Source organism: Vibrio penaeicida, assembly GCF_019977755.1.
GTDB classification, from domain to species: Bacteria; Pseudomonadota; Gammaproteobacteria; order Enterobacterales; family Vibrionaceae; genus Vibrio; species Vibrio penaeicida.
In genome coordinates this window covers 1,961,701-1,979,815 of the sequence record NZ_AP025144.1, presented here as the reverse complement: position 1 = coordinate 1,979,815, position 18,115 = coordinate 1,961,701, and the positions used below count along the sequence as shown (strand labels likewise).

The 18,115-nt window shown below is 45.6% G+C and carries 14 protein-coding genes and 1 pseudogene; 6 read left to right on the top strand and 9 right to left on the bottom strand.

All coding sequences use genetic code 11. The features are described 5' to 3' along the window. The 5 genes from LDO37_RS08895 to LDO37_RS08875 all read right to left on the bottom strand — a co-directional run bounded on the left by LDO37_RS08895 (position 1) and on the right by LDO37_RS08875 (position 7,772). Positions 1-861 (bottom strand): carbohydrate ABC transporter permease, encoded by an 861-nt coding sequence (locus LDO37_RS08895; protein WP_101113812.1) that lies wholly within the window; start codon positions 859-861, stop codon positions 1-3. 91 nt (positions 862-952) lie between these two features. Then, on the bottom strand, positions 953-2,266 hold the full coding sequence (locus LDO37_RS08890) for an ABC transporter substrate-binding protein (RefSeq protein WP_101113811.1): 1,314 nt from the start codon (positions 2,264-2,266) through the stop codon (positions 953-955). Positions 2,267-2,527: 261 nt separating this feature from the next. Then, positions 2,528-4,120, bottom strand: a complete 1,593-nt coding sequence (locus LDO37_RS08885; protein WP_101113810.1) for an ABC-F family ATPase — start codon at positions 4,118-4,120, stop codon at positions 2,528-2,530. 138 nt (positions 4,121-4,258) lie between these two features. Further along, positions 4,259-6,295 carry a sensor histidine kinase gene (locus tag LDO37_RS08880; protein ID WP_224055417.1) on the bottom strand — a complete coding sequence of 679 codons (2,037 nt, stop codon included), beginning with the start codon at positions 6,293-6,295 and terminating at the stop codon, positions 4,259-4,261. Then, positions 6,285-7,772 (bottom strand): sigma-54-dependent transcriptional regulator, encoded by a 1,488-nt coding sequence (locus tag LDO37_RS08875; protein WP_185829882.1) that lies wholly within the window; start codon positions 7,770-7,772, stop codon positions 6,285-6,287. Before LDO37_RS08875 ends, LDO37_RS08880 begins: the two co-directional genes overlap by 11 nt. Positions 7,773-8,090: 318 nt before the next feature. Between LDO37_RS08875 and LDO37_RS08870 the strand changes: the two are divergent. The 6 genes and pseudogenes from LDO37_RS08870 to LDO37_RS08845 form a co-directional block, all read left to right on the top strand. Then, positions 8,091-8,909 (top strand): annotated as a pseudogene (locus tag LDO37_RS08870) (substrate-binding domain-containing protein); the annotation flags it as partial. A gap of 71 nt (positions 8,910-8,980) precedes the next feature. Then, on the top strand, positions 8,981-9,679 hold the full coding sequence (locus LDO37_RS08865; RefSeq protein ID WP_101113808.1) for an ABC transporter permease: 699 nt from the start codon (positions 8,981-8,983) through the stop codon (positions 9,677-9,679). 11 nt (positions 9,680-9,690) lie between these two features. Beyond that, positions 9,691-10,395: an energy-coupling factor ABC transporter ATP-binding protein gene (locus LDO37_RS08860; protein WP_126608899.1), complete on the top strand. Its 705-nt coding sequence runs from the start codon at positions 9,691-9,693 to the stop codon at positions 10,393-10,395. Continuing rightward, positions 10,373-10,957, top strand: a complete 585-nt coding sequence (gene mobA, locus LDO37_RS08855; protein WP_126608900.1) for a molybdenum cofactor guanylyltransferase MobA — start codon at positions 10,373-10,375, stop codon at positions 10,955-10,957. Before LDO37_RS08860 ends, mobA begins: the two co-directional genes overlap by 23 nt. Continuing rightward, on the top strand, positions 10,954-12,768 hold the full coding sequence (locus LDO37_RS08850) for a bifunctional molybdopterin-guanine dinucleotide biosynthesis adaptor protein MobB/molybdopterin molybdotransferase MoeA (protein WP_126608901.1): 1,815 nt from the start codon (positions 10,954-10,956) through the stop codon (positions 12,766-12,768). Before mobA ends, LDO37_RS08850 begins: the two co-directional genes overlap by 4 nt. Before the next feature lie 92 nt (positions 12,769-12,860). Beyond that, positions 12,861-13,127 carry a DUF2960 domain-containing protein gene (locus LDO37_RS08845; RefSeq protein ID WP_101113804.1) on the top strand — a complete coding sequence of 89 codons (267 nt, stop codon included), beginning with the start codon at positions 12,861-12,863 and terminating at the stop codon, positions 13,125-13,127. Positions 13,128-13,220: 93 nt separating this feature from the next. On the opposite strand, the gene LDO37_RS08840 is transcribed toward LDO37_RS08845, so the two are convergent. The 4 genes from LDO37_RS08840 to LDO37_RS08825 all read right to left on the bottom strand — a co-directional run bounded on the left by LDO37_RS08840 (position 13,221) and on the right by LDO37_RS08825 (position 18,113). After that, positions 13,221-13,523, bottom strand: coding sequence for a c-type cytochrome (locus LDO37_RS08840; RefSeq protein ID WP_126608902.1), 303 nt, complete (start codon positions 13,521-13,523; stop codon positions 13,221-13,223). Between the two features lie 77 nt (positions 13,524-13,600). Further along, the gene (locus LDO37_RS08835) at positions 13,601-16,297 is read right to left on the bottom strand and encodes an arsenate reductase (azurin) large subunit (RefSeq protein ID WP_126608903.1); all 2,697 of its coding nucleotides are present in this window, start codon (positions 16,295-16,297) and stop codon (positions 13,601-13,603) included. Between the two features lie 2 nt (positions 16,298-16,299). After that, positions 16,300-16,899, bottom strand: a complete 600-nt coding sequence (locus tag LDO37_RS08830; protein WP_126608904.1) for an arsenate reductase (azurin) small subunit — start codon at positions 16,897-16,899, stop codon at positions 16,300-16,302. Beyond that, positions 16,896-18,113: a cytochrome-c peroxidase gene (locus LDO37_RS08825; protein ID WP_126608905.1), complete on the bottom strand. Its 1,218-nt coding sequence runs from the start codon at positions 18,111-18,113 to the stop codon at positions 16,896-16,898. Before LDO37_RS08825 ends, LDO37_RS08830 begins: the two co-directional genes overlap by 4 nt. Between the last annotated feature and the right edge of the window lie 2 nt (positions 18,114-18,115).

Genomic DNA, 18,115 nt, shown 5'->3' with positions numbered 1-18,115 from the left:
CTAGGCGACTAAGTTTTTGCCAATGGCACGGATTAAGAAGAACGCGACGATATTTGCGAGGATCACGGCGATCAATCCACCAGCCGACGCGACACCAACATCAAACTGCATCAAGGCTTGCGCGAAGATCAAGAACGCTAAGTTTGTTGATTCATACCCCGGTCCACCGCTGGTGGTCACGAAGATTTCCGCAAACACAGAAAGCAAGAAGATGGTTTCAATCATCATCACGACTGCTATCGGTCTCGCTAGATGTGGCAGCGTAAGGTATCGGAATATCTGAAATCCCGTCGCGCCATCAAGTACAGCGGCTTCTTTTTGCTCATTGTCCATGGACTGCAACGAGGTGATAAAAATCAGCAGCGCAAAGGGCATCCACTGCCAACTCAACATCGCAATGATGGAACCAAGTGGATAATCGGCTAACCAATCAATGGGCTCTAGCCCGATGGATTCCCAAATAGATGCGAGTACGCCATAAACCGGATGCATCATTAGATTTTTCCAAATCAGCGCATTAACAGTCGGCATAATAAAGAACGGTGAGATCAGCAAAACGCGTACAATGCCGCGGCCTTTAAATGGTTTGTCGAGCAAAACGGCAAGTAATATTGCAAATACAACCGTCACGACAAGTACCATTCCAACCAGAGTGAGCGTGTTTGTCACTGCTGGCCAAAAGGCCTCATCGGTGTAGAAAAATTCAAAGTTCAGTCCGCCGATGTAGTTATTTTCTCCCGGATACAACAAGTTGTATCGGATGACGGAAAAGTAAATGGTCATGGATAAAGGGACGACCATCCACAGCAATAAGCTGATGAAGGATGGGAATACCAATAATTTGGGTAACCACCTTTGCATAAAGACTTCCTTGTAAATACAGATATGGGGAAAAAGTGCCCCGAAGTAAACAGGAGCAAAAACGCTCCTGTTAATACTCAATCAATACTGATTACTTGTAGTAACCTGATTTACGCATTTCGCGGTCGGCAGATTTGTTTGCAGCTTTCAACGCTTGTTCCACAGTCACGTTTCCTGCCAGTGCATTCGTGAACTGCTGACCAGCAGCGATACCGATAGCTTGGAATTCAGGAATAGCCGCGAACTGAACACCCACGTAAGGGGTTGGAAGGAGCGTACTGTTTTCTGGATTTGCAGATTGAATGGCTTTCAGCTCTGCTTCTGCGAAAACAGCGGCTTCTTGGAACTCAGGCGTTTCGTAAGTAGATTTACGTGTACCTGTAGGTACGTTTGCCCATCCATTCTCTTTCGCAACCAGTTTGATGTAGTCTTGCGACGTTGCCCATTTAACAAATTTCTCGGCTTCAACTTGGTTTTTACTGCCTGCAGGTACTGCAAGAGACCAAGCCCAAAGCCAGTTCGCACCACGATTAGTGACCGCAATGGGTGCCTGTGCAAATGCAACTTTGTCGGCAACTTTGCTCTGTTTTGGATCCGAGATAAATGAAGCGGCGATGGTGGCATCTATCCACATGCCACACTTACCTTCGTTGTATAACGCTAGGATTTCGTTGAAGCTGTTGGATGTTGAGCCCGGTGGTCCGTAAGTAGATAAAAGGTCGATGTAGAACGAAACAGCATGGTTCCACTCCGGAGAATTTAACTGAGGTTTCCAATCTTCATCAAACCAACGAGCACCAAACGAATTGGCCATGGTTGTGATGAATGCAGCGTTGTCGCCCCATCCAGGCTTACCGCGAAGACAGATTCCGTAAACACCATTATCAGGATCATGAATCGCACCGGCTACATCACGAATGTGACCCCAAGAAGCGTTATCTGGAACCGTCATGCCCGCTTTATCGACCAAGTCTTTACGGTACATCACCATAGAACTTTCGCCATAGAACGGAACGGCGTACATTTTTCCATCTACCGATAACCCAGAACGAATGGCTGGTAAGATGTCGTCGGCATTGTAGTTGGCGTCGTCTTTAATTTCGTTGAGCCAACCTTTTTTGCCCCAAATTGGAGCTTCATACATACCAATGGTCATGATATCGAATTGCCCACCTTTGGTGGCGATATCGGTTGTCACGCGTTGGCGAAGCACTCCTTCCTCCAAGGTAACCCAATTGAGTTTGATACCTGGATTAGCCTCTTCGTATGCGGTACTAAGCTTCTGCATTTCGATCATGTGACCGTTATTCACTGTCGCGATCGTTAGCTCTGTTGCGGCCATAGCGTATGTACTTGTCATAGCGGCTAGAGCGATAGAGGCAGAAAGTAATGTCCTGGATTTCATGTTCATTCCCTCGACTGTTTTTAGTTTATTGTTAAGCTCGACTAATTAACAAGCTCGCAACAATCACAATTCAAAATTAGTCAAAAGAGAATTTTTTTGGTGCAGAAAAGTACTTTTTACCATTCGAATGTACTTTTTCTGATCTAGGTGTCTCATAAATGAGATGGGAATGGAGGAATTTGAACGAAAAAAAACGCTCAAAATTTTGAGCGTTTTGATTGAATTTGAGGCAGATTTTGTTCGAAAATCTACCCTTCTTTTTTACTCTTCCACACCACGGGATTTTAGGAATTCAGCGTACGTTCCTTTGAAATCTGTGATCTGATTGTCTTTGATTTCAATGATACGTGTCGCCAAAGAATCCACAAATACGCGGTCATGAGATACGAAGAACAACGTCCCTTTGTATTGTTCCAGAGCGTTATTCAAGGATTCAATAGATTCCATATCCATGTGGTTGGTTGGCTCGTCCATTAGAAGCATATTTGGTTTATGCATCATCAGCTTACCTAGCAACATACGACCTTGCTCACCACCAGACAGAACTTTTACCGACTTTTTGATGTCATCTTGCGAGAACAACATACGACCTAAGAAACTGCGAATCACTTGCTCGTCATCGCCTTCTTGACGCCATTGCCCCATCCAATCCATAAGGTTCATGTCTTCGGCGAATTCTTCCGCGTGATCCTGAGCGTAGTAGCCTACGTTTGAATTTTCAGACCATTTGAATGAACCGTTACGAGGTTCAATCGCGCCAGCTAACGTATTAAGCAATGTCGTTTTGCCCACGCCGTTTTCACCGATAATGGCAACACGCTCACCCACTTCAAAAATCGCATTGAAATCGGTGAACAAGTCGTTTTCGAAGCCTTGTGTCAGGTTCTCAACAATCAATGCGTTTCGGAACAATTCTTTCGATTGCTCAAAACGAATGAATGGGTTTTGACGGCTAGATGCTTTTACTTCATCGAGCTTGATTTTATCAATCTGTTTAGCACGAGAAGTAGCCTGTTTTGCTTTAGAGGCGTTTGCAGAGAAACGCGCAACAAACGTTTGCAGTTCAGCAATTTGAGCCTTTTTCTTCGCGTTATCAGCTAATAGACGATCACGAGCTTGTGATGCCGCTGTCATGTATTCGTCGTAGTTACCTGGGTAAACGCGCAGTTCACCGTAATCGAGATCCGCCATGTGTGTACAAACACTGTTTAGGAAGTGACGATCGTGCGAGATGATGATCATCGTACAGTTACGCTCATTAAGCGTATCTTCCAACCAGCGGATAGTATCGATATCCAAGTTGTTGGTTGGTTCGTCGAGTAGCATGATGTCTGGGTCTGCAAATAGAATTTGCGCCAAAAGCACACGCAGTTTCCAACCCGGTGCCACTTCGCTCATCAAGCCAAAGTGTTGCTCCAATGGAATACCTACAGCAAGAAGAAGTTCTCCTGCTTTAGATTCGGCCATGTAGCCGTCCATTTCTGCGAATTCTGTTTCAAGATCCGCGACTTTCATGCCATCTTCTTCGCTCATTTCAGCCAAAGAATAAATGCGGTCACGCTCTTGTTTTACTTCCCAAAGTTCTTTGTGTCCCATGATAACAGTGTCGATAACTGTAAATTCTTCATAGGCAAACTGATCCTGGCTCAGCTTGGCAACACGCTCATTTGGGTCGTAGCTGACGTTACCAGAAGTTTGGTCGAGTTCTCCGCTAAGGATTTTCATGAAAGTGGATTTACCACACCCATTTGCGCCAATCAGGCCATAACGGTTGCCTTCGCCAAACTTAACTGAAATGTTTTCAAATAGTGGCTTCGCGCCAAATTGCTGTGTGATATTCGCGGTAGAAATCAAAACCTAACCTCTTAGATAAAAAAACGCGGTGCAACGGTACTTGGCAACGCGGTCTGATGCAAGTGTTAATTGGGCTCTGGAGCGTCAATCTTCGCTTGGTTAGGTGTATTACTTGTTTGGTTAAGTACGCTTGGGATCCTAGTTCATAACAACTAAATCAACGGCATTCGATTTCAACGGTAAGTAAATTGAAAATTGACTCCCTAAACCCACTTTAGACGTGACTTTAATTTCCCCGCCCGTTTGGCTTAAGATACTTTGCGAAACCGACAAACCAAGCCCAGTACCATCTCGTTTTGTTGTATAAAAAGGGTCAAAGATACGTTTTATTTGCTCATCTGGGATACCACATCCTTGGTCTACGACATGAACAATCGCGCCTTTTGATTCTTCATCGTCATCCATCCAGTCTTCTGTGCGAATGGTGAGAACCCCTTCTCCGCTCATGGCATGAATGGCGTTCATTTCTAAGTTGACCAAAATTTGCAGCAAGTGGTGGCGGTTTACTTCTACAACGGACTTGGCGTTAAGCTCTGTGACAAATTGAACGTCCCGCTTTTTAGCGCCTGTTTTCACTAGAGTGAGGCTCTCTTCCACGATAGGGTTAACGTGTTGCCAAGTGACTTCGTCTTGAACGCCACCTTGGCGGCTGTATTGCAGCAAACTGCGCGTGATGTTTCGGATGCGATCTATTTGATCAAGGATGGTTTGAATTTCTTCTTCTATCGAGCCGGCTTTATCGCCAAGAGCAAACTTAAGAAGCTCAACATTCCCTAAGATGACCGCTGTTGGGTTGTTGATCTCATGCGCGATGCCCGCGGTAAGCTCTCCTAGCGCGGCAAGCTTTTCGTTCACCACAAGCTTATCGCGAGTTTGATTGAGTAATTGTATGTGCAGTTCGAGTTGTTCCGTTTTTTCTCGCAATTTCGCCGTACGGTTTTGTACTTTCCCTTCGAGCTGATCAGCAGCCTGACGAATTTCAGCATTTCGTTGCGCCAACAAATCGAGCATGTTGTCGAATTGCCGTGCCAGTTGGGTTAACTCGTGTTCATCATCCAAGCCTAGTTGGCCAATTCGCTTGTCTCGCCCTGCTTGGACGGATTTAACGACATGGTGAATCCGCTCGATTGGGTGAAATAAGTCACGAGAGCCTCGATAAACAATCATGCCGGAAATCAATAACAAAGCGAGAATAGTTAAGCTGATTTCACCGAGGTTGGTAATGTAAATTTTAATGAGAGGCCAAATAAGATAACCGGTATACAGCATCCCAATAACATCGTTGTATTGGTTATAAATGGGTTGATAAGCAGTTATGTACCAATCGTCATACACGTAGGCGCGATCTATCCAGTTTTCGCCCCTTTCCAAAACAGCCTGTTTCACTTGAAGCGAAACCGTTGTACCAATCGCTCTTCCTTTGTGGGCTTGGCTATCTAGCGGTACGTTGGTACTTATGCGTAAATCGTCCATAAACAGGGTTACGGTTCCGATTTGCGGCTGCAATTCAGTTGGTTTTGCGTAAATTAAGTCACGAATCTGATCAACTAAACCAGTACTGTTATTTAGCAGTAACCCACCATCTAAGTAACCCAGTACGTGTTGGTCTTCATCTCGTACTGGTAATACGCTACGGCTGATTAAACCGCGAGATTCGACGCCGTTTCCACTCAGCAATGGGATTTCTGCGCGAACAGCCAAATCATCGTCGTACTCGTTCATTTGTTCAGTATTAAATACTTCAAAAAACGACGCTTTTTGTGCGAGTAATTGATGGTTCGTCGCTTTGTCAATCGGCACCCAGCGCAGAAAATCGAGCTGATACTTGTTCTTTTGGGACCCGACCCATTCTTCAAGTTCTAACGCATCTCGGTAAACCGACATCAAACGAACTTGAAATGGGTAAGAATTGGATAAGGATTTAACACTTTGGAACTGACGTTCCTGAAGAATTTGAATACTATTGTCTGCTACGGAGAGTTTTTCAGACACGTTAACCAAGGCGTTTTGCCACGTATAATGTGTCGACCAATAGAAAGTGATGCCCACCAACGCGAGTAATGTGAGTAAAATGGGTGCAGACGTTAAGAACAACAACCGATAGCGAACCATCGATTTGAGTCGCAAGCGCCATAAGGTAAAAACGTTAGACGTTCCAGATTTGTTATTCCGCATCGTCTGATCCTTCTAATTCCCACTCTTTGTATTTTCTCTCTAACGTTTTCCTTGCAACGCCCAATTGGCGCGAGGCAGCCGATTTATTTCCGTCGTGATGGGAAACCACTTGTTTGATGTGCCGCTTTTCGACTTCTTTTAAACTCCATTCATTGGGGTAACCTAATATCTCGTCGCTCCGGTAATCCGGTAAACTTGGCAATGCAGTTTCTAGTGACGTTGTCACTGTTATGCTTGCCTGAGCAGGCTGAGAGTAATCTGCGTTGAGTTCTCGCCAATGATGTGCCGGAGGTTTTCCGAGCAAAATACAGCGCTCCATTAAGTTTTTTAATTCCCGAATATTGCCTGGCCAATCGTAGTCGTGCATTGCCAGTATGTCTTCATGTGCCCATTTTGGTTCCGGCATACCTAACTCTTTGGCTAACGTTTTGGTAAAGAAAGGCACCAAATCGATTAAATCTGTTTTTCTTTCTCTTAAAGGCGGTACGTCTATTTTTAAAACGTTTAGCCGATAATAGAGATCTTTTCGAAACGTCCCAGCATCCACTTCATCTTTTAAGTTTCTATTGGTTGCTGCGACAACACGGACATCAACGCTGATTTCTTTTTCACTGCCGACAGGTCGAATGGTTCGTTGCTCTAACACACGTAAAAGTGAAGACTGCATGGCAATGGGCATTTCCCCTATTTCGTCCAAAAACAGTGTGCCTCCACTGGCGACTCTGAATAGCCCTTCCCGGCTTTTCTTTGCACCTGTAAACGCTCCAGCTGTATGACCAAACAACTCACTTTCCAGCAGTTCTGGGGCAATGGCTCCGCAGTTGATAGGGACAAATGGTCCCGTTCGACCACTGGCAACATGGACACCACGTGCTACCAGTTCTTTTCCTGTTCCCGATTCCCCTTCCACTAATATGGAAGCGCGAGATGGCGCAAATTGTCCCATTAACTGTTTGAGTGATTTGGTTTTTTCCGAATGACCTATCATTTCGCTGCTAATTAGACGTTTAACATCTCGCGTTAATGCGTGGTGAAGCCGCTGCGATAAACGCTTGTCCATGCAGCGTTGAACGGATTGCAGCATTTGCTCTAGGTTAAATGGCTTGAGTATAAAATCGGTCGCGCCCAGTTTTAATGCGCTGATCGCAGTTTCCAAATCGGCATACCCAGTCATGAAGATGACGTCACAACGACGGTCATCGTCGTTAAAAGCTTCTGTCCATTCGATCCCGGATCGACCCGGTAAATTGATATCTAGGATGATCAGGTCGTAGTGATTTTCTTGTCGCAATTTTTCCGCTTCTTCAATGCTGCCTTGGCAGTCGACTTTAGAAAACCACTTGCCCAGTGCTTTCTTCAGTATCGTTTGCATTCCCACTTCATCATCTACCACCAAAACCGAGAACGCTTGATATTTTCCGACATGATTTGGGTTGGCATCTTTGTTCTGCATGAATGGATCCTGGGATACTGACATATATGGCTCATCTTTGGGTTCGGAAAAACTGGGACAGAGTGTACCAATCGAGATCAATTGGAAAACTAAGTATGTGCGACATTTTGTCCTAGCTCAAATTTTTCGGATACGGCGCGGTCACAAAACTGATGACTTCCCTCACAAAAACAAGGGGTTTTTACTCAAACCAACTTGGCACTGGGATTGCACTGTCTATTGGGTATCTGTTTGTCGCGTCTACACGCCAAGGCTATCGATTCTTTGTCTTTGGCTTCGTTCAGTATAGAGCGATCGGTACAAACCAATGCATTCAAAAACTAAAATAAATGGAATTAAGTAATGAATTACACTGCGACTGCCCTCGCCGTTTCAGCGACTATTTTTGCAACAACCGTCAGTTCTTATGTATTTGCCGACCAAACAAAGCCCCATGTTCGCTTGGCTACTACAACCAGCACTTATCATTCTGGCCTTTTGGACTACCTACTTCCTGAATTTGAAAAAGATACCGGATACAAAGTGGATGTCATCGCTGCTGGAACGGGTAAGTCACTGCGAATGGGGCAAAATGGCGATGTCGACCTAGTAATGACACACGCCCCAAAGGCCGAAGCGAATTTTGTTGAAAAAGGTTACGGCATTTTACCTAGAGCCTTAATGTATAACGATTTTGTTGTCGTCGGACCGAAAGGTGACCCTGCACAGGTTTACGGTGGAGACGACGTAGCCAAAGCGTTTAAGAAAATTGCGAACACCGAATCAACGTTTGTTTCGCGTGGCGATGATTCTGGAACGCACAAAAAAGAACTCAACCTATGGGCGCAAAGCTCGATAGAGCCGAATTTTGGCGGCTACCGATCCGTGGGGCAAGGAATGGGACCAACCTTGAATATGGCTTCTGAAATGCAGGGCTATACTTTAACGGATCGTGGTACGTGGTTGGCGTATCAAAATAAAGTTGAACTGGGTATAGCAATTGAGGGAGATAAACGCTTGTTCAACCCGTATCAAGTAATTCTTGTGAACCCAAAACGCTACCCAGACATCAATTATCAAGGCGCTAAGGTGTTCAGCGATTGGTTGGTTAATCAAAAAGGACAAACACTCATCAATAATTTTAAGCGGCAAGGTAAACAACTTTTTGTTGCTAATGCTAAGTCCGTTGCGAATACCAAGTCTGTTGCCAATACACAAGCGGTTGTGAAGAACAAGGCGGAGAGCAAGTAACCATGTCGCTTTGGCAAACCACTCTAGAAGCACTTCAACTGCTGATCAGCTTTGACCCACAGTTATGGACGATTGTGACGGTCTCATTCAGTGTGTCACTTTCTGCTTTGATGCTGGTTTTGGTCCCTTCCCTGCTGTTTGCTTTCATCCTCGCTTATTGCGATTTTCCGGGACGTTGGTTGATTTTGTCTTTAGTAAATACGCTTCAGGCAGTGCCAACCGTAGTTATTGGTCTACTTCTTTACATGATGCTATCGCGAGCCGGCCCTTTGGGTGATTGGCAAATGCTGTTTACGCAAAAAGCCATGATTTTCGGGCAGATGCTGATTTGTTTCCCCATTTTAGTCTCGATGATGCATGGTGCATTGCAGGCGAGTGATCGTCGGGCTTTGGAAACGTCCTTAACGTTAGGTGTTTCCATTCCTCACGTTACGTTCACTTTACTGTGGGAAAACCGGTTCCCGTTGATCGCCGCAACCATTACTGCATTTTCAAGAATCATTACGGAAGTCGGCTGCTCCATGATGGTCGGCGGAAATATTATGGGGGTCACGCGCAATATCCCCACCGCAATAGCAATGGAAAGCCAAAAAGGTGCATTTGCTCAAGGCGTTGCTTTGGGTATTGTTCTGCTTTGTTTGGCGCTGCTATTAAACTTCTCTCTTTCCTCAGTGCGTGGGAAAGGGTATTTGCGGACATAGGAGGCACACGGATGACGCTTAAACTGTCTGCTCGCAATCTCTCAATGAGATTTAAAGATCGAGTGCTGTTTTACATTCCTGAAATCAAAATTGGACCCAATGAAGCGGTTTATCTTCAGGGAGATAACGGTGTAGGGAAAACCACGCTACTTAAGATCATGGCGGGCTTAATTGAGCCAACCAGCGGAGATATCGATTTCCCCTTACCTTCCCTGTTAAAAAGAATGTTGGGCGCGCGAACTCGTTCCGATATCATTTATTTGCATCAGTCACCCTATCTGTTTGATGGCTCTGTGTTTCAAAATGTTGCGTATGGCGTAAAATACACATCAGAGAGCAAACAAGAAAAACGCAATAAAGTCATTAAAGCCTTGAGAATGGTTGGGCTGGAAACACTCGCCGATGAGCATGTCTCTTTACTCTCCGGTGGAGAAAGGCAGCGTGTCGCGATGGCAAGAGCGTGGATTCTTAACCCATCGATTTTGTTAATGGATGAGCCAAGTGCCAGTCTGGATCAAGAATCGATTGAACGATTGGTGTTAATGTCAAAAGACTTATTAAGTCGAGGTGCCAGTTTGGTGATCACCAGTCACCAAAGTAATTCGTTAACTCGGCTATGCCAAAAGCAGTGGTGTATTGAAGATAAGTCTTTGACTGAAAAGCCATTATTACAATTAATACAAGAGAAGCAGTATGCAATTTCCAACGCCAATTAGTTGGGTTATTTTAGCTGGCGGTAAAGCAACACGTATGGGCGGGCAAGACAAAGGATTAATCACCCTGAATGGTCGCCCTTTGATTGAACATGTCCACTCCATTTTAAGTGCCCAAACGCACGATTTATTGATTAATGCCAATCGCAACATTGACGCCTATCATGAATATGCGCCTGTTGTTGGGGATGAATTTCAAGATTTTCCCGGTCCCCTTGGTGGTATTCACGCGGGTCTAAAACACGCAAATTGTGATTGGGTTGGGTTTGTTCCTTGCGACAGCCCATGTATATCATCCGATCTGGTTGCGCGTTTTCAAAACGCCATTCAAGCCGACTCTGATATTTTAGTCGCGCACGATGGTGATCATTTACAACCCGTGTTTACCCTTTTCCATAAGCGCGTTTTACCTAAACTCGAAGCATTTCTTAAACGTGGCGATCGTAAAATTATTCTTCTTTATCAGGAGTGTGTGACTCATCGCGTCGATTTCTCTGATGCCGCACAATGCTTTATCAACCTGAATACGCCTGAAGAGTTGGAACAATTAGGTACTGTATTATGACAAAAAACCTCCCTACTTCGTTACCCGTTCTCGGCTTTGCAGCGTACAGCGGTACAGGCAAAACGACTCTGCTTGAAGCGCTTCTACCGAAATTGACTGAAAAAGGGTTGCGGATCGGTGTTCTGAAACACGCTCACCATAACTTCGATGTCGATAAACCTGGGAAAGACAGCTACCGATTGCGCAAAGCTGGAGCAAGTCAAATGCTGATCAGCTCGCGCTATCGCCATGCTTTGATGACAGAAACCCCAGAAAATGAAGCCAATTTTGAGTATTTAATTTCTAGGTTTGATGATACTCAGCTCGATTTAATATTGGTTGAAGGGTGTAAAAACATTGCTTTCCCTAAAGTTGAATTAAACCGCGAAGAAGTAGGAAAACCTTGGCTTCACCCAAGCGATGAAAACATCATCGCGATTGCAGCGGACCGATCTGTTGGTGCACGCCTTCCTCAAATGAACATCAATGATCTCGATGCCATTGCAAGCTTCGTGATGGATTATGCGAACGGTAAGGTGGATGTAAAAGACGTACATGCAGCTCAACCATCATGCTCCTCCGTGCCGTCAGAAGCATCAAGTTGCTGCGACATTGTGTCGCCTGCTTTCTTATCGGTAGAACAAGGGCGTGATGCCATTTTGTCTGCGGTGACGCCCATTTCAGACACAACTCATATTCATGTTGAAAAATCGTATGGAAATGTACTTGCACAAGCAGTGTATTCTCCTATCAATGTTCCGGCGTACACCAATTCGGCTATGGACGGTTATGCCATTCGCAGCGAAGACATCGGGAAGAAGGCATTTAAAGTCGTTGCTGAAGTCATGGCTGGCAATGCCTATACACAGCCATTACAAGAAGGCGAAGCGGTAAAGATCATGACGGGAGCACCTACTCCACATGGCGCTGATACCGTCATCATGCGTGAACAAGCCAATCAGGAATGTGACATTGTCACCTTTTCAACATCTAGTATTAAAGCAGAACAAAACGTACGCCAGGCGGGTGAAGACTTGTCTGAAGGACAACAAGTATTTGAGGCAGGAAAACGCATTGGCTCGGCTGAAATGGGAATGGTAGCGTCGCTCGGTATTAACCGTTGTCACGTCGTGCGCCCTGTTCGTGTTGCGCTATTCTCTACTGGCGATGAAGTCCAAGCGCCGGGAAACGAATTAAAAGACAATTGCATCTACGATTCCAACCGCTACACATTGAAAGGGCTTCTAGAGCAGCTAGGTTGCGAGGTGATGGACCTAGGCATTTTGGAAGACGATCAACAGGTCATTATGAAAGCTTTGAAAGATGCAGGGGAAACAGCCGATGCCATCATTACATCAGGAGGTGTATCGGTTGGCGATGCGGATTACATAAAGCTCGCTCTAGACGCGCTCGGTCAGATCGATTTTTGGCGCATCAGTATGAGACCGGGTCGCCCTCTCGCATTCGGAAAAATTTCTGATAAACCTTTCTTCGGATTACCCGGTAACCCCGTTGCTGTTATGGTTTCGTTTATTAATTTTGTGGAGCCTGCCATTCGAAAACTCCAAGGAGAGAAGAATTGGACGCCGCTTAAAGTGTCGGCCATTGCCAGTGAAAACTTACGTTCTCGCCAAGGAAGAACAGAATTCAGCCGTGGAATTTACAATGTAAACTCAAATGGGCAATTAGAGGTAAAAACCACAGGCAAGCAAGGTTCAGGGATACTCCGCTCCATGAGTGAAGCCAATTGCTTGATAGAAATTACGCCAGAAGTCGACACGGTAAAAGCAGGTGAAAGCGTCACCATTATTCCACTGCAAGGTCGAGTCTAGGACGATATCAGTAAAAAGGGTTTGGCATCACTCTACCCAATTGATAGAGTGTGCCAAAATTACTCAGGTTAAACCCTAACAGGCAGAAATTTATGGCTCGTACCATTATTTATACCTATAAAGACGAAGAAAAAACGCTTCTATTTTCTTACGAGAAATTTCGTTCTATTCATGAAGCCGTCGCGGACGCAGAAGGTATCGACATTTCCAACTATTTGAAAATGGAACAACAAGTTGAAGCTGTCTCCGACACGAAAGCAGTACGTGATTACCGTGATAACCATTTTAGAAAGCTTGGTTTTGGTAAGATCACACTAGCACAGAAAGAAAACCTAGGTGTTGGTAAAAAGAAAAGCTAAAACCTGCTTCCTCGTTGAGAAAATACATCGTTTTAAATAAAAAGTGAGCTTCTAAAATTAGAAGCTCACTTTTTTTATTGTTGGAAAGGTTTATTATTTCATCGATGCATAGAATGCTGCAAGGTCCTCCATATCTTGATCACTAAGCACAGCCACCATCGCATTCATGGTTGGCTCTTTTCGCGTTCCATCTTTAAAAGCTTTCATTTGCTTCACCAAATACCCCGCTTTTTGACCAGCCAAGTTCGGATACAAATCCGTAGGTGAAATACCATTTGCACCATGACACGCGGTACAGGTTACTGCTTTGGCTTTTCCAGCCTCAATGTCTGCGCCCAGAGCTACGTTGGCATACAGCCCTAAAAGTACCAGCGCCAGCCCAATTATTTTTTTCATATCCATTCCTTAATTAAAACCTGAACTCAGGATAAAAAAGAAGCGCCAAAGCCCCTACACTTTGGCACTTCATAGGTTTAGACGATGTTCCTTGGCGCAAAAGAGAACGCCCTAAACTCACTTTTGTATTTGGATTCGCCAATTTTTTTAATGTTGGCGACCCCCATCTTGAAGTTGTAATTACCGGATATTTGATCCACAACCCTCGTCGTCAGTGAGTTGGATGGCTGACGCATATCAATCATATTGGCGTAAAGCGCGCCTTTTTTAACGGCTGGCGTAACAATGGCCACAGCGGTAACCGCTGCTTTATCCAACTTAATATGACCATTTTCCATCAGCTTGCTGAATTGGAAATCGTCGCCATGAACGCCTAAGATCGTATCTTTGAAGTTCGCAACACGGTCGGAATACATCATGACTTGGTCACCCGACTCGATCCCCCTAGCCTTTGCATCCTCTGGGTGTATTTCTACCCAGTTTTCCGGCCAGCGCTGAATCACGTAAGCTCGTCTTTCCACGTCGTCAAAGCCCGACTGCCAAATTTCATTTATTCGACCGTTAGAGAACCAAAGCTCTTCGCCTTTTGGTTGCAACCATGCATAAAAATCGCTAAACAAATCCCAAGGGTGTTTTTGTAAATTCACCTTTCCGGTTTGGCTGTTAAACGCAGTGAGTTGCTTTTTAAGCACGTTCGCACCTTGCGGTCCGTCTGTTAGCCCCTTTTCTGCTAATGCGATTGCACTCATCTCGGTATCATGGAGCCGCTTCGTACCGACAAGCTGCTTAGTATCGTAGTTATAAAAAACGGGACCTTGGATACCATCCGTACCGTATTCACGTAATTTTTCATGCAGTGTTTTTCCTTCAGCATGCGCCGCGACTTTGATCATGTGAAAATCTTTGCGACTTCCTCGGCTAAAGCGGGAGGCTTCTTCCGCAACTTCATTGGAATTGCTCCAATCAAAGCCATCGTAGCCAATTCGTTTAGCAAGCTGGCTGATGATCCACCAATCCGGTTTTGCATGGCCTGGGGCATCGGCAAACTTTTGATACAAGCGCAAACGGCGTTCTCCATTAGCTCGTATGAAGTCTTCTTCTCCCCATGTTGCCGCTGGGAAGACAATGTCTGCAAACTTCGCTCCTATTGGTTCGCGTAAGTAAATATCTTGGTTGATCACAACCATACCGCCTGAATCAGCTCGTTTTTTCAGGGTATCGATGATTTCCTGCTTGTCATAGGTGTAAACCTGATGAGGGTTAGCGGTCGTGAGTTCCCAGAATTTCCTTTGCAACCCTTGGCTTCCGCACATTGCTTGAATCCAAGTGGTACCAATCACATGAGCAAAGCGCGTATGCCCTGAATAGAGATAGCGGTCGGTGTCTATAGAGCGGCGACGACGACCCGGTACTTTTTCTGGTGATTTGTTACGCGGTAACTTACCACCAGACTGACCACCACGTTGGTGCCCGCCCATTCTGCCAATGACACGTCCTTCACGCCCTCCTGCACCAATGATTGTCCCAAGCGACGAAATGGCGTTGGTGTTACCTGTATTGTTTGACCAGTAGAACCCTTTCTCAATCGCGATAGACGATTTAGGTCGTTTCCCACCTACAGGTTTAGCCAGCATTTCTGCCGCTTGATGAATTTTGTTTACATCGATTCCTGCCATTTCCGCTGCGTATTTAGGGTCGTACTCTTTCTGTTTCAAATTCCATTTTTTGTAGTCTTCAAAACTATTGGTTTGGAACTTGCCCCAAGTGGTTCGCCACTGCCATGGAGTATTTCGGGTGCCTTGTCCAAAGCCAGAGCTCGACTCCCACTTATTGTTCACCCAGTTTTGAATCCACTCGCTGTCTTCCCAACCGCTCTCGAGAATGACACGAATGATGGCACCTACGACCAAGTTGTCGGAGCCGGGGTTTAAATCGATGTGCAAACCACCATGTTTCTTCAACCACGCAATACCCGCGGTTTCACGCGGATTCAAAATCACTGTTTTCATGCCTCGCTGAACGGCCGGCATGATGTACTGAGTAAAAATAATGGTCTTAGTTTCGTAAGGATCGGTACCACACAACATAAGCGTGTCTGCTGCACCCCAATCGTCGTAACTTGGACCAAAGTTATCAAACCCTGCATCACGAAAGCCCGGTGTAGAGGTTACGTCCGATGGTGTATCGTGGAACGTAAAGTTCGCAGTATTAATGTGCCGAAGGGCGTACTTGGTAATGGCGTAGGTGTTTTCAATGTATTGGTAAGAGAACGTTTTAACGCCGTAGGCATTGGCGCCGTGGTTCTCAATCACATGGCGTCCAACTTCTGCTGCAATATCCAATGCAAAGTCCCAGGGCACTGGTTGCAAACTGCCTCCGATTCTCACTAAAGGTTGAGTTAACCGGTCGCGAGTTCCTGTTGAAGGGTTATACAGCTTTTGTGCTAGCAAGCCTCCGCGCATCGACGAATCACCAGTTTTATTTACGGCTTTTGCATCTTTGTCGGGTACGACTATGATGTTGTGAGGTTTGCCTTTATGCATCACAACGTTATGTTGCGCTGGGGCAACCCAAGCTTGTAAAGGTGCGCTCGGAAAATCGATACCAAAGGCGTTTTCGCTCGCTTTTTGTCCTCCACTGCCTTGTTCTAATGGCCAACGATAGACTTTGTAACCACATGCGACCACGCAGTAGTCGCAAGCAGTCGTGATCACCTCTGCATTTTTAGGGGGCAGCGGTGCATGATCTTCTGGGATGTAAAAGTTAGTAGTCATGGTTATGCCTCCTGCATCGCGATGATGTTGTCGGTTCTACCGAATAGAAGCCCCATAATGCCGACGGCGTATATGTCATCACCTTCCAGTTCCAGCAATACTTGGGGTAAACTTTCGTACGCTTGACCCGACACGATGATGCCGTGTCTTCGCATATCAAACGTGGAAAGGTGGAACGGGCATTGCCCCAATACGCGGTGCTCATCCACGACCTTGTACTGTCCATTCAGTGGACCGCCTTGGTGGGTACACATAAGTGAGAAGCCTACGACATCTTGCTTTGGTCCTAACCCTCCTCCCGCTGGTACTCCCATTTTTACCAAGATGCCTTGTGAGTTCATTCCGTTATCTGGGTAGTTAAAATAGACAGGTTCATTGGTTTTCAACTCACTGAGTTTTCCCAAAAGTTTACGAGGGTAACCAACCACACGGGCTTGTGTTTCTACCGCTTGAGCTGTTCCCGGAAACAAAGTGATCGACATAACACTGGCAGCACCTGCCGAGACACTGGAATACATAAGAAAGTCACGTCGCGACATCATGCATTTTTTGTGCTCTGCTGCGCTTTCTGATTTTTTGGCTTTGCTTTTGTTAAAGATCATTTTTTCACCTCCGCCAATTCTTCCTCGCTGAACAAGCGTTGATATTTCGGTAACGTTGGGTAATCCATCGTGATGCGTTCACCAGAGAATGCCCCTAAGAATGCAAGGAGTTGTTTTTTCTCGCTTGCGGTCAAACCCAGTGGCTTGATTAAGGCACTTTTGGTTTGCGGGAAACCCGTCGTTCTTCCGTCTTTTGCAACGCCACCACGGTCATAAAACTCAATAACATCTTCTAACGTAGCAAAGGTGCCATTGTGCATATAAGGTGCAGTGTATTGGGTGTATCGGAGACTTGGTGTACGAAATTTCCCCTTCATCTCTTTTCGTTTACCTCGGAAATAAATGCCGGGATCCGCTTTGGTATTGCGGTACATTTTTTCGTTGGAACCTTTTGCGTAAAGTTCATATCGGAAGGTGATTTGCGCCATTGGATCGCTTTCCCAACGTTTGTTCGTAGGGACGCCAATGTTGTAGTTTTTCTGGTCTGACGCCAATGAACCATTGTGGCAAGCGATACAGTTAGCTTTATCTTCGAATAATGCTTTTCCTTTTATTTGCTCGTCGGTGAGTGCGCTTTCGTCGCCGCGTAAATAGTTATCAAGTGGTGTGTCAGTTTGAACGAGGGTTCTTTCAAATGCTGCAATGGCCTTCCATGCGTTACTCACTTTGGGGTAATTATCGCCAAACACAGTGTTAAAACGTTCAACGTATTCCGGCACGAGTGCTAAACGCGCTTCCATGAGATCGTCTTCACCATTGCCCGCAACGGCCCCTTTTGCTGCGCTTTTTGCCTGACCTTCCAAAGACTTGGAAGATCCTGCCCAAAATAGCTTTTGGTAATAGGCGGAATTAATGATGGTTTGGCTATTACGCCAATGCACCGTACCTGGGTAACCCAAAGACAGATCAGCGGGAAAATCCCAGCCTAACGCGGGGTTGTGACACGCTGAACAAGGAGTGGACGTGTCACCGCCTAATCGACCATCAAAAAACAAGAGTTTTCCAAGCTCGACTTTCTCTGGTGTGGTTGGGTTGTCCGCCGGTGTGGGCACATCGCCTAACGGAGCAAGAGCGGGATAACTTACCCCATTGAGCACCACCAATTGATGTGCGTTTGATGTATCGTCGGTACTTTGATTAGCAAAGGCTGAACTAGTGTAAGCGGTGAGCGCCAGCGTGCTAATGATAGATAAGGTGATTGCTTTGGTTTTCATCT

Coding starts and splice junctions, on each gene's coding strand:
- LDO37_RS08895 (WP_101113812.1), bottom strand. CDS start 861: ATGCAAAGGTGGTTACCCAAATTATTGGTATTCCCATCCTTCATCAGC.
- LDO37_RS08890 (WP_101113811.1), bottom strand. CDS start 2,266: ATGAAATCCAGGACATTACTTTCTGCCTCTATCGCTCTAGCCGCTATG.
- LDO37_RS08880 (WP_224055417.1), bottom strand. CDS start 6,295: ATGCGGAATAACAAATCTGGAACGTCTAACGTTTTTACCTTATGGCGC.
- LDO37_RS08875 (WP_185829882.1), bottom strand. CDS start 7,772: ATGTCAGTATCCCAGGATCCATTCATGCAGAACAAAGATGCCAACCCA.
- LDO37_RS08865 (WP_101113808.1), top strand. CDS start 8,981: ATGTCGCTTTGGCAAACCACTCTAGAAGCACTTCAACTGCTGATCAGC.
- LDO37_RS08860 (WP_126608899.1), top strand. CDS start 9,691: ATGACGCTTAAACTGTCTGCTCGCAATCTCTCAATGAGATTTAAAGAT.
- mobA (WP_126608900.1), top strand. CDS start 10,373: ATGCAATTTCCAACGCCAATTAGTTGGGTTATTTTAGCTGGCGGTAAA.
- LDO37_RS08850 (WP_126608901.1), top strand. CDS start 10,954: ATGACAAAAAACCTCCCTACTTCGTTACCCGTTCTCGGCTTTGCAGCG.
- LDO37_RS08845 (WP_101113804.1), top strand. CDS start 12,861: ATGGCTCGTACCATTATTTATACCTATAAAGACGAAGAAAAAACGCTT.
- LDO37_RS08840 (WP_126608902.1), bottom strand. CDS start 13,523: ATGAAAAAAATAATTGGGCTGGCGCTGGTACTTTTAGGGCTGTATGCC.
- LDO37_RS08835 (WP_126608903.1), bottom strand. CDS start 16,297: ATGACTACTAACTTTTACATCCCAGAAGATCATGCACCGCTGCCCCCT.
- LDO37_RS08830 (WP_126608904.1), bottom strand. CDS start 16,899: ATGATCTTTAACAAAAGCAAAGCCAAAAAATCAGAAAGCGCAGCAGAG.
- LDO37_RS08825 (WP_126608905.1), bottom strand. CDS start 18,113: ATGAAAACCAAAGCAATCACCTTATCTATCATTAGCACGCTGGCGCTC.